Origin of the sequence: Thermogutta terrifontis (genome assembly GCF_002277955.1) — a bacterium.
Lineage (GTDB): Bacteria > Planctomycetota > Planctomycetia > Pirellulales > Thermoguttaceae > Thermogutta > Thermogutta terrifontis.
The window spans coordinates 875,164-891,872 of sequence record NZ_CP018477.1 but is presented as its reverse complement, the minus strand read 5'-3'; the positions used below and the strand labels follow the sequence as shown (position 1 = coordinate 891,872).

The following is a 16,709-nucleotide window of genomic DNA, read 5'->3' as shown; positions in this document are numbered from 1 at the left end:
ACCGCCACACTGTCGTTTCCACGAAAACGTTGCGGCAGGGTGAGCGGAGATTTATGCTAAATTTGAGCGTTTTTCCGTTTACACCAGGCCCCACACCTGCCAACGGTCCCCGTTGGATGACAACAGCAAACACGGATAGGGGAGACTCTTATGCTGGATCAGGCCGCTGTCGTCGTTTTCGGGGCATTTGCCCTGCTTTTTCTAGGTTACCAGGTATATGGCCGCTTTCTGGCCCGGCGGGTGTTTCAGCTCGACCCCGATCGTCCCACGCCTGCCCACACCATGTATGACGGCATCGATTACTGTCCCGCGAAAACACCGGTATTATTTGGTCATCATTTTGCATCAATCGCCGGCCTGGGCCCAATCCTGGGGCCTGCCCTGGCCGTCATTTGGGGTTGGTTGCCGGCGGTCCTTTGGGTGGTTTTCGGTGCCATTCTGATCGGGGCCGTCCACGATTTGGGTGCCCTCGTGGTGAGCCTTCGGCATCGGGGGCGTTCGGTGGGCGAAGTGGCGTATTATGTCCTTGGTCCACGCGCCCGACTGCTTTCGCTTCTGATCATTTTCTTTCTCATGTCACTTGCGATGGGCGCGTTCTGCAACACGCTGGCCGATTTGTTCCTCAATTACAATCCCGACGCGATTATTCCCTCGGTCGGCCTGATGTTGCTGGCCGTCCTTTTTGGATTGTCCGTATATCGGCTGAAAGTACCGCTCCTCCCCGCTACATTGGGTGCCCTTGTCGTGTTTGCCGGCCTTATCTATTTGGGCGAAAAGAACCCCGTCCTGACCTATGAATGGCTGTGTACCCCCCAGACCCGACAGGCCCTGGAACAGGCTCGCGATGCCAAACCCACGATGGGAAGGCCAGGATTTTCCCGTCCGTACGGTGCGGCCGCTGCGATTGATTACTTCAAGGCCCAGGGCCGGGATGATGTGGTTCGCGAGCTGGGATCCATCAAGGATCCCGACACTGTTTTGGGCAGAGCCAATTACGCATGGATCGGGGCACTCCTTTTGTATGGCTTCTTAGCGTCCGTGCTGCCCGTCTGGCTGCTGCTTCAGCCGCGGGATTACATCAACAGTTTTCAGCTCTACTTCGCCCTGATCGCCCTATTTGTAGGGATGCTGGTGGCTACGGCAGTAGGCAGTGAATACGCCAAGATTGATGCACCGGCGGTTCGGCTGAATGTGCCGGGAGCCCCGCCCCTGATCCCGCTGCTTTTTGTCACCATCGCTTGTGGAGCAGTGAGCGGTTTCCATTCCCTGGTCTCCAGTGGGACGACCGTCAAGCAACTCAATCGGGAAAAGGATGCCCTGCTGGTTGGGTATGGCGCGATGTTGGTGGAGGGCGCGCTGGCCGTGCTCGTTATTGCGGCTTGTGTTGCGGGGCTTTCTCAATTTGACTGGAGCGACAGGGGTGTTTACGCGAGCTGGAGCGCTATCGGAGGGCTGGCCGCCCAGCTTAATGCCGTGGTTCGCGGAAGTGCCAACATTCTTTCTCACCTGGGAATTCCCACCGGTATCGGCTCCACGTTCATCGCGGTGACCGTCACGGCGTTCGCACTCACCACGTTGGATTCCGCAACCCGCCTGCTTCGCTTCAACGTGGAAGAGCTCTGCCAGGCGGTGGGTTTGAAGTTCCTGGCCAACCGATACTTTGGCTCCCTCATGGCGGTGGCGGGAATCGGCTTTTTTGCCGTCGTTCCCGCGGGGAAAGCCCTCTGGACACTCTTCGGCACAACCAATCAGCTTCTGGCCGGATTGGCCCTGTTGATCGTGAGTGTGTACCTCTATCAGAATCAGCGGATGTACGCTTTCACGCTCGTGCCGATGATTTTCATGCTCCTCATGACCGGGGCCGCCATGATTTATAATCTGATTGGATTCTATCGGGAAGGAAAAACCGTCCTGTGGGTGACAACCGTTATCGTGCTGATCATGGCAGCTTGGCTGATTCTGGAAGGCATCACGGCATTTCTCCGCGGTCCTCAACGTCCAGCCACCATTCCGCTGGAAGAGCAACCCGCAGCACAAGAGCAGCGCGAGCGGGCAGAGACCGTGTTTTGAGATCGCACTGCTTGGGACCAGTGCAGTTAACCGGGAAAAGATTGCACGCCATCCAGGTCCTATGGCGGTGCGTTTTTTCTCCCCGTGATCCGGCTGAGGGCTTCCTGGGCGGTTGCCTGAAGGACAGGCGTTCCCTGCCGGGCCAACTCTTCCAACTGGGGCACAGCAGACTGGGCAGCGGGGCCAAGCTCTCCTAATGCTTCTACTGCCGCCATTTGCACGTTGGGATCGGCATCCTTAAGGGCAGCAGCGAGGACCTTCACAGCCTCCTGACTTGCCGCTCGGCAGCGCCCGAGTGCCCGGGCAGCCGCCATGCGTACCCTTTCATCGCCATCCTTGAGGGCCTCGCACAGGGCCCGCTCAACGTCCGGCGAAGCCTGGCCGATGAATCCCAAGCTTTCGGCGGCGACATCTCGCCCGTCCCAGGTCTGATCCTGCAGAGCGGCCACGATCACAGGAACTGCCGCGGCGGCACGGGGACCAAACGCGCCCAGGGCTCTGATCGCCGCCATGCGCGCCGTGGGTTTGCTGCGATCCTCCACCATCTTGGCGAGAAAGGGCACCTGGTCCGGACCGTATTGAACCAGGGCGTCAATCGCGTGGTCCCTCACCTGCGGATTAGGATGCCCCAACAGCTCGCGCCACTCTTCGGGCGTCTTGTCTGTGTACTTGACTTCACGGAACTCCGTTCGCCGCGACGGCCTTCGCGACTCCTTGGCGTCCTCGCCCATCGGGGGCATCGGCCGGCACGAAGGGACAACAAACACAGTGAAGACGACAAACACAAACGGGCTCACTTTTATTACCCGATGCCCGACGTCTTGACTCAGCCGCCGCCAGTATTTCTGTAACATGTCGTGGTCTCACACGTTGCGATATGCCCTCGCAAAACGCATCATGCGACCTGGATCAGACCGCTCAGGAAGCCCACGGCCAGTCCTCCCCCAGCGCTTCTCGCTGGAGGCGGGTCAGTTCGGCAATCCCCTGTGCGGCCAGGTCCAGAATACGTTCGAGGAGCAAACGATCGAAAGGCGCGTGCTCGGCTGTCCCCTGAATTTCCACAAACTTTCCGCTCCCCGTCATGATAACATTAAAATCCACTGCCGCTTCATTGTCTTCCTGCTGGTTGGGATCCAGCACGAGATCCTCGCCCCACTGGGCAACGCTAACCGCCGCCACACTGTCGTGGAGCGGTAAACGCTCTGGGTTGGGGAGTTCCGCCTGGATCGTCCGGAGGGCATCCACGAGAGCGATGAACCCTCCGGTGATGCTGAGCGTGCGCGTGCCGCCATCCGCCTGAAGGACGTCGCAATCGATCGTGATGGTGCGAGGCCCCAGCCCCTGAAGATCCACCACGCCACGCAGGCTGCGCCCAATCAGCCGCTGGATTTCGGCAGTGCGGCCCTCCACACGGCTGCGCTCCCGCTGCTTGCGCGGAGTCGTGCTGCCGGGCAGCATGCTGTATTCCGCAGTGAGCCAACCGCTCCCCTGATCTGCCAGCCAGGCGGGGACCTGCGGCTCGACGTTGGCCGTGCAGAGTACGATACTCCGCCCGGCGGAGATGAGAACACTTCCCGCGGAAGCCGTTGTGAAGCGCCGCTGGATCGTTATGGGGCGCAGCTCGTTCCAGATTCGACCATCCCCGCGCGTCACCACGTCGCTGTCTCCCTATCCACAACGCTGACCGGCTTGGTCCGACTCACTCACGCATGCGCCCCGAGAAGCCACGCCAGGATGCCCTTCTGAACGTGCAACCGGTTGGCGGCCTGCTGGAGGACGACGCTCTGCGGCCCGTCGATCACCTCGTCCGTCACCTCCTCTCCCCGATGAGCGGGCAGGCAGTGCATGAACACCGCGCCTTTCTGCGTATGGGCCATTAGTTTGGCGTTGACTTGATAGGGCGCAAAATCCCTGCGGCGCTGCTCCGCTTCGGCCTCCTGTCCCATACTCGTCCAGACGTCCGTATACACCGCGAGGGCGTCCCGCACAGCGTCCTCGGGGCGATCCACCACCTCAAACTGGAAATCTGGATATTTTTTCCGCAGGCGATCCACAAACTCCGGCTCGAAGCGATACTTTTCCGGGGTCGCCATGACAAATCGCACACCGAGTTTGGCACAGCCCTCCGCAAGGCTGCGCGCTACATTGTTTCCGTCGCCCACCCAGGCCAGGGTGTGTCCCCGCAGTTTACCGGCGATTTCCCGCAGGGTGAACAGGTCCGCCAGGGCCTGACAGGGATGGGCGTAATCGGTCAGGCCGTTGATCACAGGGCAACTGGAGTAGTAAGCGAGTTCTTCCACAGTTTGATGTTTATTACCGCGGAATACGATGACATCCACATACTGACTGAGGACCGAGGCAAAATCGGCCATCGTTTCCCGCTTCCCAAATCCCGCATCCTGTCCCAGGAAAATGGCACTCCCGCCGAGATGAGCCATCGCTGTTTCAAAACTCACCCGGGTGCGGAGGGACGGCTTTTCAAAAATCAGGGCCATCACACGCTGGGGCAAGAGCGGCTCACGAACACCTTCCAGAAATTTGGCCTTGAGGTCTTCGCTGATGGAAAAAATCCGTTCGATCTCGGCTGCCGAAAGATCTTCTACCGTTAACAGGTGTCGACGTTCCAGCTTTATCATCATGAGGCCCTCCACGCTTTCGTGAGCCGCTTGCCATGTTCGGCAATTATGGTTTGCCAGCCGATTCCAACCGGCCTGCCGCGTAGGCGGCGAGCACGTCCGCCAGAATGTCGCAGCCTTCGTGGACCTGATCGTCATTCATGATCATGGCCGGTAACAGGCGGATCACCGTGTTATGAGTACAGTTGATGAGCAGACCGCGGCGGAGACAGGCATCCACGACCGGAGCCCCTTCCAGCGTCAGTTCAATCCCGATCATAAGTCCGGCGATGCGGACTTCGCGGACGATGGGACACGTTTTTTTAAGCTCTTCCAATCGCTGGCGGAAGACCGCACTGATGTGTTTCGCCTTTTCGAGAAGATTTTCCTTTTCGATCATCTCGATGGTGGCCAGACCCGCAGCCGCCGCGATCGGATTGCCCCCGAAAGTGGACGCGTGCATGCCGGGACGGAGGCTGGCGGCTATTTCGGGCTTTGCGAGCATCGCCCCGCCCGCCAGACCACCGCACAGCGATTTGGCCAGAGTCATGATGTCGGGCGTCACGCCAAAGTACTGGTAGCCAAACCAATGCCCTGTGCGACCGCAACCGGTTTGCACTTCATCAAACACGAGTAGCAAATTGTGCCGATCGGCAAGTTGGCGGAGTCCCGCCAGAAAACCGTCGGGCGGAAGAACCACGCCCCCTTCCCCCTGAATAGGCTCCACCATGATGGCCGCCGTCTCGGTGTCAATAGCCTTCGCCACGGCATCCAGATCACCGAAAGGGCAGTACACAAAGCCGGGCAGCAGCGGTCCCAGTCCTTCGTGATACTTGGGCTGCGCGGTGGCGGAGAGCGAACCCAGCGTTCGGCCATGGAAACCGCCCTCGAACGTGATGATCTTGTACCGTCCCTTGGGACTGTGGAGGCGGACGAGCTTGATGGCCGCCTCGTTGGCCTCGGTCCCCGAATTGCAGAAAAATGCCTGACCTCCAAAACTCCGCTCGGAAAGCGCCTGGGCCCACAGTCCCTGCAGTTCTGTGTACCAAGTATTGGGAACGTGAATGAGGCGCCCCACCTGCTCGCGGACGGCTTCGACCACCCTCGGCGGACAGTGGCCAAGAAGATTGCAGCCCCACCCAGGGAAAAGATCGAGATAGCGGTTGCCCTCCGCGTCCCAAACGTAGACACCCTCCCCGCGGACCAGGGCCACGGGAAACCGTCGGTAGTTGCCGATGACGTACCGATCGAACAGGCCAATGATGTCCTTCGAGCTCAATTGAGGACGGTTCACCTCAGTGCTTCCTTCTCCGACCGAATCAGACGTTCCTGGGCCGCCGAAAAAACTAAACTTTCAACCAAAGCCAACACGTGCACAAGATTTACTGGCCTTGCTGGCCGTCACCTCCTCAAATCACCGCTGCAAATAAAACTCCCGAGGCATCCTCCGTGAAGAACAAACAATCCCACCATGGCAAAAAGTTTGCTATTCTTGGCGGAACATGCCCCTCACGCACCGTTAGAGGGCGTCGCCCCATCGCGAATGATCTCCGTGCCCACACCCTTGGTGGTGTAAACTTCCAGCAAGAGGGAATGACGCAGGCGGCCATCAATGATGTGAATCTTGTTCACGCCGTGCTTGAGAGTTTCCAGGCAGGCCTCCACCTTGGGAATCATTCCCGCGTCGATCACTCCCTGGCGGATGAGTTCGCGGGCTTGCTCGGCCGTCAACGAGTGAATGAGCGAATTGGGGTCATCCTTGCGAAGCCGAACACCGTTCACATCGCTGAGGAAAACAAGCTTTTCGGCCTTGACTGCCTGGGCAACCGCCGTGGCCGCCGTATCGGCGTTAACATTCAGCTTCACCCCGCTGCCATCGTCAGCCAGGCACATCGACGGTATGACGGGCACCACTCCCTGGTTGCACAATTCCTTGATGGTGTCCGCATCGACACGCGTCACTTCCCCCACGTAGCCCAGATCGACCGGCTCACCGTTTTCGTCCTGAAGCACGAGCTTCCGGCCAAAAAGAACATTTTTGGTGCGGAAATTGAGCGCCTGGGCGCGTCCGCCGAGTTCCTCGATGCCGCGCGCGAGGCTCTCATTGATTTCGTAGGCCAGGACCTCCTCCACAATCTTGAGCGTCTCTTCATCCGTGTAGCGGCGACCCCGCACAAACCGCGGCTGGATGCCGGCCTTTTGCATCGCCCGACTGATGGCAGCCCCACCGCCGTGCACCACCACGGGCTGCATCCCAACAGTCTCCATAAAAAGGATGTCAAGCAGCAGGTGGGTTATCGCCCGCTGCTCTTCCATCACACTTCCGCCCAATTTGATGACCGTGATCTTGCCGCGGAAGGTGCGAATCCAGCGTAGGGCCTCAATGAGCACGTCCGCTTTTTCAATGGCTTGCTGCAAGGTTCGAACCTCTCCCGGTGACCAAGAACGTGAAATCCACCCGCCCAAAAAGGAAAGACACCGCCCAGGCCGGGCGGTTCTCAGACGTGAACCGAAAATTGTTATTTTGCTGTGCCGACCGCAAGGCAGTCAACGCCCCTGCCCGCTGACTTTCCTTACTTTGCTACGACACGCCACGGGCCGGATGAGTTGTCTGGGGATTCATGAATCGCCCCTACCGGCAAAAACCGGACGTGACAAGCAGGTCCCTCCGGAAGTTCGGAGGGGCACGCTTGTCGTGCCCGGTGAAGGGCGATGGGGCATCGATTGGTGTTGATCGGACCCGACAAGCGGGTCCCTCCGAGAAAATACGGACGTGACAAACACGCCCCTCCGGAATAGACGACGCCGAACTGCCCGATTTTCAGACCGGTCCAGAAAAAGGTCGGCGTTGCGAAAGGCACTGCCGATCCCTGGCACATCTCGGTCAATCCACGTCCTTCGCCAGGGCGGAGACGCTCTCCAGCTCAGCCACCGCACCAGACACTCCCACCTCGAGGGAATCCTCGATGACAGCAGGCTCGATGACCCGCATCTCACGCCAGTGTCCCTGGACAAAGCGAAGGAGGTAAATCAACCCCAGGGCGCAAGTCCAAAGTGTGAGAACCACCCAGGAGAAGATCAATCCCGCTCCGAACCACTCGGTGCCGAGCCAGGTGAGCACGGCGGGGATCGGGCACATGAGAACCCCCACCCGAAGGATGAATCGCGTGTCCCCTGCCCCGCGAAGAGCCCCCGAAAAAATGAGGTTCATGGCATCAAAGAGACAGTAAGCCGCGACGAATTTCAAGAGCAGAATCACCGTTGGCCGAAGGGCATCAAAACTTTCCCCTGCGGCTCCCGCTGAATAGGCAAACAGGAAAACATCCGGAATGAAAACATAGGCGACAGCCAGCACACCCGTATAGAGGGCGGCCAGTTGGAAAGCCGTCCACGCAGCGCGTTCTGCCCGCCGTGGACGATTGGCCCCCAGCTCCTGCCCGACCAGCGTCGTCACGGCAATGGAAAGTCCCAGCGGGGGAATGAACGCGAGGCTATTCACGTTAAAGGCGAGATTGCTGGCGGCGGTGGCTTCCTCCCCGAGACGGCCCACCAGGAGCAAAAAGCCTGTGAACCCAGCCCCTTCCAAAAACCATTGCCAGCCATTCGGAGCCCCAAAATACCACAGTCGACGGAGGAGCGGCCACTCCAGGCGACGCGCATCGGCGAGCCGGTACTCAGCATACCGCGAAGATGACATCAGCGCAAGATAGCACAGCACTTTGAACCACTGGGCGACAGTGCTCGCCCAGGCCGCCCCTTCCAAGCCTCCCTCCGGAAACCCCAGCTTGCCAAAAATCCACAGGTAGTCGAGCACGAGATTGATCACCGCAGCGGCAGTATCGACGAGCATCACACTCCGGGTATCCCCCCGGCCCGTGAAGAACCCAGCCTGGACGGCCGAAAACAGCATCGCCCCCGCTGAAAGCATCGCCACCTGATAGTAACGGGCCTCGAGTTCCGCCAAATGCGGAGGATGCCCGACCGCCAGAAACATCCACCGGGCAAGCGGAATTGTCAGCATGAGGGGTGGCAAAAAGAAGAGGGATAGCCAAAGCCCCTGTCCGATAACGGGCCCTATCCGATGGCGTCGCTTGGCCCCCTCATACTGGGCGACAAACGTCGTGACGTAGCTGACCAATCCCATGGCGAAGGAAACCAGTGTCCATTGCACCATCCCGGCGGGCAGGACGGCAGCCACGGCAGACGTGTCGTACCAGACCAGGAACATCCGGTCGGTGAAATTCATCACCGTCCAGGATGCGAACGAGATGACGAGTGGTAGCGCCAAAGCAAGAACCGCCCGGGCACCACAGGGTTGCAGCCACCAACGACGCCATCGCCTCAGCATACACAGCCCTTTTATCGACGGATTGGATATTTTGTCAGCTCACGCTGGTGTGACACGGACATGACTGGATCGACGACGAAAGGAGCCCGCGACAGGGTCCCACTCCGATCTCCCAAACAACCCACGCAGGAGAAAACTCACAAAACCCCGCCCCCGATTCTGCGCTTGCAAAGACTCGCGCAATAAGAACCGTGAACAAGGGCCGCGACCGGGGCGACCCAATCGAGCGCCCCCCTCAAGGGGGCCAAAAGTAGCCGCAATTTAGGAGGATGCAGAGGTGAGTCATCGCTATCCCATTATAGCCGGCCGAGGGATGTTCGTCCTTGCCGCCGTCGGAGCGATTGTCACCACAGTTTGGGGTGGTGTCTACAACGTTCGGGGAGGAGAATCTACAACCGGAGTGGGGAATCGCCCCAATTTCGTCTTCATCCTCGCGGACGACCTCGGCTACACGGATCTGGCCTGTTACGGAAGCAAATACTACGAGACGCCGAACATCGACCGCATGGCCGCCGAGGGCATGAAATTCACCGATGGTTACACGGCGGGTCCTAACTGTCAGCCGACACGAGCCGCCCTGATTAGTGGGCAATATGGACCCCGAACGGGGGTGTACACGGTGGGCAGCATCGAACGGTTTGCGTGGCGAACCCGACCTCTCCGCCCCGTCGATAACGTGGAGAAACTGCCGCTGGAAAAAGTCACGCTGGCGCAGGCCCTCAAGAGTGCCGGATATGTCACGGGCTTGTTCGGAAAGTGGCATCTGGGAGAGGACACTGAGCACCACCCCAGGGCCCGCGGTTTTGACGAAGCCATTACTTCGGCGGGACGGCATTTCAATTTCACGACGAATCCGCCGGTTTCCTATCCGGAAGGCACTTATCTGGCAGACTTCCTGACGGACAAGGCCGTGGATTTTATTCGCCGCCATGCCAAGGAGCCATTTTTCCTCTGCCTTCACCATTTTGCCGTCCATTCCCCCCATCAGGCGAAAGCCGAGCTCATCAAGCGTTTTGAAGGAAAACCCCCGGCCGGCGGTCATAACAGCCCCGTCTACGCGGCGATGATCGCCAGCGTGGACGAGAGCGTGGGACGGGTACTGGCCACGCTCAAAGAGCTGGGACTGGACGAGAACACGCTCGTCATCTTCACCAGTGATAACGGGGGTGTGGGCGGCTATGAACGCCTGGGGATCATGGGCGGAAGCATCACCGATAACGCGCCCCTTCGCGGTGGAAAAGGCATGCTCTACGAGGGAGGGATCCGCGTGCCGTTTATTTTCCGCTGGCCGGGCCACATCCCGTCCGGGACTGAATGCCACGTGCCAATCCACAGCGTCGATATTTATCCGACGCTCCTCGAACTGGCCGGCGCAAAGCCGCCCGCCAATTACGTGCTTGACGGCGTGAGCCTCGTGCCGTTGCTGAAGCAGGGGGACAAAGCCCCATTCCCGGAAAGGCCGCTCTTCTGGCATTTCCCCGGCTATCTGGGAGCCGGTCAGGGCACCTGGCGGACAACACCTGTCGGGGCAATCCGGCTGGGGGACTGGAAGCTCCTCGAGTTTTTCGAAGATGGCCATCTGGAGCTGTACAATCTCCGGGAAGATATCGGCGAGGAAAAGAATCTGGCCTCGCAGAATCCCCAGAAAGCTGCCGAGCTTCACGAGTTGCTGAAGAAATGGCGGGCAGAAATCCACGCCCCGATGCCCACTCCGCACACGCCGGAACCGGCTGAAAAAGCTCGGCAACCGGAGAACCGACCTCGGCGGGCCCAACGACGGGCTCAGCAGGGTGACTAACAGACCTCCCTTGTCAAGCGGAGGTCCAAACTCACAGAAGAACCAGCGTGGCCGTGCTCAAGCGGTTGGATATTCCGTCTTTTTCCACGAGAAGTGTCGTTCGCCAGTTTTTAAAAGAAACCAGCCCGTCAGGTCCGCTTTTTTCGTCGGATCGCCTGCTTCGATCGGTTCGACCCCGCTTTTTGCGCGACGTTCCCGATTCCAGCCGTTTATTCAAAACGCGATGAACTCACTTCTTGCTCGGCGGTGCCGGAAGCACATCGGCCTGAGGTGTGACACGAGAGAAATTGGCAGGTAGATCGACATTGACATTTTTGAGAACCCAGTTCAGACCCGCCGTCACGAAGGTGGCGAAGATAGGGCTCGTCCACACGTCTTCCGTATGTCCCATTGAGGTGAAGAACACGTGGCCTTCACCTTCTCGCCTTGCCCAGGTGCACGGGAAAGGCGGACGGCGGTAGCAATCGCCCTCGAGGTACCGCGTTTCCTGCACAAGGATGACGTGCATGTCGGGATTAAAGTTTTTCATGGAATACCACTCGTCGTAGAATGCCACCCCCTCCGCAATGCCTAAAGACGCGATCGGCGGGAGACGGTGGGAGACGAGTGTCAGGGAAGCCTCCTGCTGGGGACCGTGGGCCAGAAACTCCGCGCCCAACATCCGCAGAAACGGATCGACCTTCTCCCGCGGAGCATTCGCATAAAGGTCACCCGGCGTTCGCCAGCACCCACATGTGGAGTGGAAGCCCAAAAATCCTTTTCCTCCACGAACAGCCGCCAGAAGCCGTTCCTTTCCCGTGGCACTCATGGGAGGCTCATTGGCGTCATTCGGCTGGGTCAAATCGCCATTGCAATAGAACGCGAACGCATCGTACCCGGATAGATCCTGATCGAACACTCGCCCGTCTTTGGTGCAAACCACCTCAACGTCCATATCTCCGGCGATTTCCACGAATCGCTGCTCGGCAAAGCTTAACTCGTTGGGGTCCTTCCGTTTTACGATGTCGTGATAGTAACCGACGTTGCGGGTGAAAAAGAGCACTTTCTTCTTCTGCTGTGCCGTTTCGGCCCGGGCGAGGGAGCGTGTCATCATCGCCAGAAAACCGCTTGACACCAGCTTGATCATCTCCCGACGTTGCATGGTCAGCCCTCCCCAACTCGATCTGTGTAGCGTCAGTTGCTATCCGTTCTCTTGAAAAATTCAGAATGTTCTTCTCCTGGCCCCACACTGCCGTCCGCACTGCTGGCCAACCGTGGGGACACTGCGCCTGCCGCACGCAACATTCCGCGGTCGTCCCGGACCTGCCTGCGATTATCTGAAGTTCCCCTCGGCGGGGACAATGGCATGTTTTCCGTGGCAATCGGTGCAGGGAGAGTCCTTCCTTACGTACCGGCCATTTTCCCGCCGGTTGCCGAGATTCTTTTGCCGGTACGCCTCCACCCCAGTCGGATCCCGGTGTTGCGGGTGACACTGTTTGCAAAATGGCTCGATCTCCGCCCGACCCCATATCACGTCGGGCTTGACAACATTGAACTCGTCTCCCCGATGGGCAAGCGAGTCGCCGTGGCATCCCATGCAGGTGATGCCGGCCTTCAGATGAACGGCGGAAATCGGCTCTTCCTCAAAATCGGCGTGACACACCATGCAGGAAGAATTGTCGGTTTCCAGTCGGCTGTCAAACAAAACCGGCTTATCTCGGTTGAACCGGGGGTTTTCCACCAGGACCATCTGGGTCCCCTGGCCGCTTGAGGGACCGGCGGATTCCGACGGCGTGCTGCCATTCGTTTTCTGTGAACTACTATCGTTATCCTTATCCTTCCTTGCTGATCCTTCGTCATGCACTGACCCTTGCAATCCGGCAGTAGATGACGCAGCGGCCTGAGCTGCCCGCTTTTCCAGCGCCGGTGTCTCTCGCCCCACACCTTTGCGCAATCCCCAAACACCTGCAATCAGGAAGAGCAGTGCCGCCGCGCACACAATGATCCTCAGATTTCTCATTCCACTGACTCCCGGAGAATATGCATCTTGCCCAATACGTGGTTTTCTCAATATCAAGCGACAATGTATTTTGTCCTGATTTTGTTTACTGCGGCCACGCTATTTCGGCACAGTCCGGCGGCTCCTCCCGAAGATCCACCCCGAAGTCGCGCTACCTGACATTCGGCGGAAGCGCCACCTCAGGGACGGGTCGCGGACTGATGGTTCAGAGGACGGGCGATCTCGAGCGTGACTGACTCCCGATCGCTGGTCTTTATACCCACTCCCACTGCCGCAGCCAGCCGTAGTCATGGGGCAGGTTTTTCCACATGTGATCGGCAATCTCCTGGACCTCCGCCTGCTCGGAGGCCGACAGGTCTTCCTTGCGACGTTCGATGATGGCGAGAGCGGCGTTTTTCACCTGATCCACGGTGATGAGACCAGGGATCGCGGTCGTCAGTTGAGGGCAGCTCAGCACGTAGCGGAGGACCAGCCTGGCCCGGCGATCATCTTCTTCCTTGGTTGGAGAATCGGGCATACCACGCGACTTGAATACCGCCCCACTGGCAAACGGCTTGATCCCGATGAAGCCCACGTCGTATTTTTCAAACGCTTCAAACATACTTCCCTGCGGGGCGCGTTTGCTTCCGGCCGTGTAGGGTGTCACAATGACCTCCAACTGTGGGTACTTGGCCACGGCCTCGGTGATCCAGTTACGGTCATGGCTGGACACGCCGGTGAACCGAGCTTTGCCCGTCCGTTTCGCCCATTCCAGGGCTTCCATGGCAATCTCGATCTCTTTTTCGGTATTACTGCGGCTGGTCTGTTCGTGCATGGTAATTCGCCACAGATCCACGTAGTCGAGACCACCCGCCTTAAGCCCCATTTCAAAGCCTTCCTTCATTTTTTGAAGCGATCCGCCCCATTCCGGGAATCGGCTCTCGTGGGCACCAAAGGAGTATCCGAAGTAAATCTCATCACGACGCCCCTTGATTGCTTCCCCGTAAGCGATGACCTCATGATCCCAGCAGGCATCGACATAGTTGATCCCGTGATCCAGGCAGGCAGCGATCACCTCGCGGCGGTTCTTCTTGAATTCCGGCGTGTTGTACTCGTAGGGGATCTTCTTCCAGTGGCCCCCTAAACCGATGGCCGACAGCCATAGATTCGTTCGGCCGAGTCGTCGGTATTCCATATTCTCGTTGTAACTGCGGGTCTTGGTGGGATCACCCCGATCAGCCGGGGCAGCGGAGCCCGAAGCCACAGCCATGCCTGCCGCGGCAGCCGTGGCCGCCGTCGTCGTGATGCGAACGAACTCGCGGCGATTAAGTTCGCGAGAATCCATGAGAGCCCTCCCGAATTTCCCCAGATACCGTTTTTCCCCGTGCCTATAAGCACCGGATCGAATCCTGTGCGAAGCCCCGGCCGCTTTCGCGACACCTGCCAATATATTTCGGACCATTGCCCCTCACAAGCACAATAGACCGCCCACCACACCGACCAAGGATTTCTGGCCATTGGGGGCGATAACCAATCGCAGAGGCGACATCCAGCGGTGATTGCCCGTGCAAACCGGGGTGGAGGAAACCGCCCCTCCAGTTTGCCCGCGGCGACACGCCTTCCGCGGCGTCCTGCGGCCCGGGTAAAACCAGGCGCTCCAATCCCCCATGATCCGAAAAACTCAAAGAGCGGACCTGACAAGCAGGTGCCTCCGAAAAGTCGGAGGGGCAGGCTTGTCGTGCCCGGCGAAGGGCGATGGGTCATCGATCGGTGTCGATCGGACCTGACAAGCAGGTCCCTCCATTGTGTGGATTGGAGGGTCGGGTTCCACCCCCGATGGGTCGTCGTGCCATCCGGGCCGACGGCAAGTTTGTGAAGGCTAAAGCCTTCACTAAAAAGCGGCGATGAATCGCCGCACTCCATATGGAGTGCGGGGCTTTAGCCCCGCTTTCGGCCCGGGACTTCAGTCCCCGGCAAAAGGGAATCGATGATCCAACGTTAAGCGGCGGACCTGACAAGCAGGTGCCTCCGAAAAGTCGGAGGGGCACGCTTGTCGTGCCCGGCGAAGGGCGATGGGTCATCGAGCGGTGTTGATCCGACCCGACAAGCAAGGTCCCTCCATTGTGTGGATTGGAGGGTCGGGTTCCACCCCCGATGGGTCGTCGTCGTGCCATCCGGGCCGACGGCAAGGTGGTGAAGGCTAAAGCCTTCACCGAAAAGCGGCGATGAATCGCCGCACTCCATATGGAGTGCGGGGCTTTAGCCCCGCTTTCGGCGCGGGACTTCAGTCCCCGGCAAAAGGGAATCGACGATCCAACGTTAAGCGGCGGACCTGACAAGCAGGTTCCTCCGAAAAGGCCGCCGTCGTCTGGAATCACCTTCCCCGCCGAGGTCAGATTTCCTTCCACTGGCCGGGCACCGGCACCGGATAGAATCCTCGCTCATCGGGCTGGATTGGCGGGGGTGTTTCGGCCGTCATCTGATCGATGTTGGGGCAAAACTGGAACTGGGAGGCCATCGCCTCGTCCCACGTGACGACCTGGCCCGAGTGCACGGCCGCCCGACCGATGATGGCCGCCAGGTTGGCCAGGGCCGCTCGTTCCGCCTCGTTGTGGGGTTTGTCATTGCGGATGGAATCAAAGAAGTCGGCCCATTCCGCCTGCCAGGGCGTCAGCTTCTCCTTGGGAGCCTCCCAGAGGATGTTGTCCTCGTCAATCCTCTGATCCTTGAAGATTCTGACAATGCCGGCGTGCACCGGCCCAGAAAACTGCGCCGCCCGCTTGCTGCCGTGAATGTACGTGGCGAAGTGGTTGTAACAGTTGGGAACGTACCGCACGACGTCGATCCCCTGTGTGCCATCGGGGAACGTCCATTCAGCGAAATAGGAATCGAGATTCTGGCTGCGATCCGTGCTGTTGACGGCCCGGCCTCCCACGCCGTGGGCCCGGACCGGCCAGGCGTCTTTAATCCAGCAGATTTCGTCGATCTGGTGAATATCCATTTCGCTGAACAGCCCTCCCGACACCCAGAAGAATCGGAAGAAATTGCGGATCTGCCAGAACAGTTCGGGAACATCGGCGGGCTTGGGTCCGAGGGGCCCCACGGCTTCCATGCGATATGCCCGAACTGAAATGATGTCGCCCAGCTCGCCATCTTTGATGCGACGAATCAATTCATGTCGATTGACCGAATGTCGGCACTGGAGCCCCGCGGCGATCTTGACGTTTTTCTCCTGGGCTTTCTTGCCTGCGGCTATCACGCGACGCACGCCCACCGGATCGCAGGCGAACGATTTTTCCATGAACACGTTCACGCCTTTGCTCACGGCGTATTCAAGCTGCATGGGCCGAAATGCCGCATACCCCGTTAGCATCGCCACATCACCTGGTCGCAGGCAATCAATGGCGTGCTTGTAGGCATCAAAACCGACGAAACAGCGGCCTTCCACGTTAACCTGCTGACCATACATGTCGGAAAGCACTTTGCGCGAGCTCTCCAGCCGGTCTTCGAAGATATCGGCCATGGCATACAGTTCCACGGGACCGTTAGCCACGGAAAAGGCATCCTTGACGGCCCCGGAACCCCGGCCTCCGCAACCGATGAGCGCCAGTCTGATGGTGTGACTTTCCGCCGCATGGACGGCCGGCACTGCCCGCGCCATCAGCGCCAGCGCACCAACTCCCGCCATCCCGCCTGTCACCAGAAAATCGCGCCGCGTGGTGTGCGGTGACCGTTCTTCGCCTTTTCGTGCCGATGCAGACATGGTCATCTCCTTCAACATGCAGACTCATGTGGGAAAGATCACGGGTATCAATGGGGCATTTCTGCTGCCACAAACCGACTCTGAAGATAAGCTCTCCAGCCATGGAATGCAATGCTTTCCATGCCTGCGCAACAAAA

The 16,709-nt window shown here is 59.2% G+C and carries 12 protein-coding genes; 2 read left to right on the top strand and 10 right to left on the bottom strand.

The window, feature by feature from the left end; translation table 11 throughout:
* The first annotated feature begins 150 nt into the window (after positions 1 to 150).
* Positions 151 to 2,070: a carbon starvation CstA family protein gene (locus THTE_RS03240; protein WP_095414088.1), complete on the top strand. Its 1,920-nt coding sequence runs from the start codon at positions 151 to 153 to the stop codon at positions 2,068 to 2,070.
* A 59-nt stretch (positions 2,071 to 2,129) separates the two neighbouring features.
* Here the strand turns inward: THTE_RS03240 and THTE_RS03235 are convergent, their stop codons facing one another.
* The 6 genes from THTE_RS03235 to THTE_RS03210 form a co-directional block, all read right to left on the bottom strand.
* Positions 2,130 to 2,924 carry a HEAT repeat domain-containing protein gene (locus THTE_RS03235; RefSeq protein WP_095414087.1) on the bottom strand — a complete coding sequence of 265 codons (795 nt, stop codon included), beginning with the start codon at positions 2,922 to 2,924 and terminating at the stop codon, positions 2,130 to 2,132.
* Positions 2,925 to 2,988: 64 nt separating this feature from the next.
* On the bottom strand, positions 2,989 to 3,723 hold the full coding sequence (rph, locus tag THTE_RS03230) for a ribonuclease PH (RefSeq protein ID WP_095416745.1): 735 nt from the start codon (positions 3,721 to 3,723) through the stop codon (positions 2,989 to 2,991).
* Positions 3,724 to 3,773: 50 nt separating this feature from the next.
* Positions 3,774 to 4,709 carry an ornithine carbamoyltransferase gene (gene argF, locus THTE_RS03225; RefSeq protein ID WP_237260190.1) on the bottom strand — a complete coding sequence of 312 codons (936 nt, stop codon included), beginning with the start codon at positions 4,707 to 4,709 and terminating at the stop codon, positions 3,774 to 3,776.
* A 43-nt stretch (positions 4,710 to 4,752) separates the two neighbouring features.
* On the bottom strand, positions 4,753 to 5,979 hold the full coding sequence (locus tag THTE_RS03220) for an aspartate aminotransferase family protein (RefSeq protein WP_207651768.1): 1,227 nt from the start codon (positions 5,977 to 5,979) through the stop codon (positions 4,753 to 4,755).
* Positions 5,980 to 6,194: 215 nt separating this feature from the next.
* Positions 6,195 to 7,103, bottom strand: coding sequence for an acetylglutamate kinase (gene argB / locus THTE_RS03215; protein ID WP_095414086.1), 909 nt, complete (start codon positions 7,101 to 7,103; stop codon positions 6,195 to 6,197).
* 466 nt (positions 7,104 to 7,569) lie between these two features.
* Entirely contained in the window at positions 7,570 to 9,033 is a 1,464-nt protein-coding gene (locus THTE_RS03210; protein WP_095414085.1) for an MATE family efflux transporter, read from the bottom strand.
* Positions 9,034 to 9,310: 277 nt separating this feature from the next.
* Between THTE_RS03210 and THTE_RS03205 the strand changes: the two genes are divergently transcribed.
* Positions 9,311 to 10,831 carry a sulfatase gene (locus tag THTE_RS03205; RefSeq protein ID WP_207651767.1) on the top strand — a complete coding sequence of 507 codons (1,521 nt, stop codon included), beginning with the start codon at positions 9,311 to 9,313 and terminating at the stop codon, positions 10,829 to 10,831.
* Positions 10,832 to 11,060: 229 nt separating this feature from the next.
* Here the strand turns inward: THTE_RS03205 and THTE_RS03195 are convergent, their stop codons facing one another.
* The 4 genes from THTE_RS03195 to THTE_RS03180 form a co-directional block, all read right to left on the bottom strand.
* On the bottom strand, positions 11,061 to 11,972 hold the full coding sequence (locus THTE_RS03195) for a ThuA domain-containing protein (protein WP_095414082.1): 912 nt from the start codon (positions 11,970 to 11,972) through the stop codon (positions 11,061 to 11,063).
* A 171-nt stretch (positions 11,973 to 12,143) separates the two neighbouring features.
* The gene (locus THTE_RS03190; RefSeq protein ID WP_095414081.1) at positions 12,144 to 12,830 is read right to left on the bottom strand and encodes a cytochrome c3 family protein; all 687 of its coding nucleotides are present in this window, start codon (positions 12,828 to 12,830) and stop codon (positions 12,144 to 12,146) included.
* Between the two features lie 253 nt (positions 12,831 to 13,083).
* On the bottom strand, positions 13,084 to 14,154 hold the full coding sequence (locus THTE_RS03185) for an aldo/keto reductase (RefSeq protein WP_157731666.1): 1,071 nt from the start codon (positions 14,152 to 14,154) through the stop codon (positions 13,084 to 13,086).
* 1,047 nt (positions 14,155 to 15,201) lie between these two features.
* Positions 15,202 to 16,572 carry a Gfo/Idh/MocA family protein gene (locus THTE_RS03180; protein WP_095414079.1) on the bottom strand — a complete coding sequence of 457 codons (1,371 nt, stop codon included), beginning with the start codon at positions 16,570 to 16,572 and terminating at the stop codon, positions 15,202 to 15,204.
* Positions 16,573 to 16,709 lie beyond the last annotated feature (137 nt).

Bases quoted from the DNA above. Each gene is read 5' to 3' on its own strand.
- THTE_RS03180 (WP_095414079.1), bottom strand. From the start codon at position 16,572: ATGTCTGCATCGGCACGAAAAGGCGAAGAACGGTCACCGCACACCACG.
- THTE_RS03210 (WP_095414085.1), bottom strand. From the start codon at position 9,033: ATGCTGAGGCGATGGCGTCGTTGGTGGCTGCAACCCTGTGGTGCCCGG.
- THTE_RS03185 (WP_157731666.1), bottom strand. From the start codon at position 14,154: ATGGATTCTCGCGAACTTAATCGCCGCGAGTTCGTTCGCATCACGACG.
- THTE_RS03195 (WP_095414082.1), bottom strand. From the start codon at position 11,972: ATGCAACGTCGGGAGATGATCAAGCTGGTGTCAAGCGGTTTTCTGGCG.
- THTE_RS03240 (WP_095414088.1), top strand. From the start codon at position 151: ATGCTGGATCAGGCCGCTGTCGTCGTTTTCGGGGCATTTGCCCTGCTT.
- THTE_RS03190 (WP_095414081.1), bottom strand. From the start codon at position 12,830: ATGAGAAATCTGAGGATCATTGTGTGCGCGGCGGCACTGCTCTTCCTG.
- THTE_RS03235 (WP_095414087.1), bottom strand. From the start codon at position 2,924: ATGTTACAGAAATACTGGCGGCGGCTGAGTCAAGACGTCGGGCATCGG.
- argF (WP_237260190.1), bottom strand. From the start codon at position 4,709: ATGATGATAAAGCTGGAACGTCGACACCTGTTAACGGTAGAAGATCTT.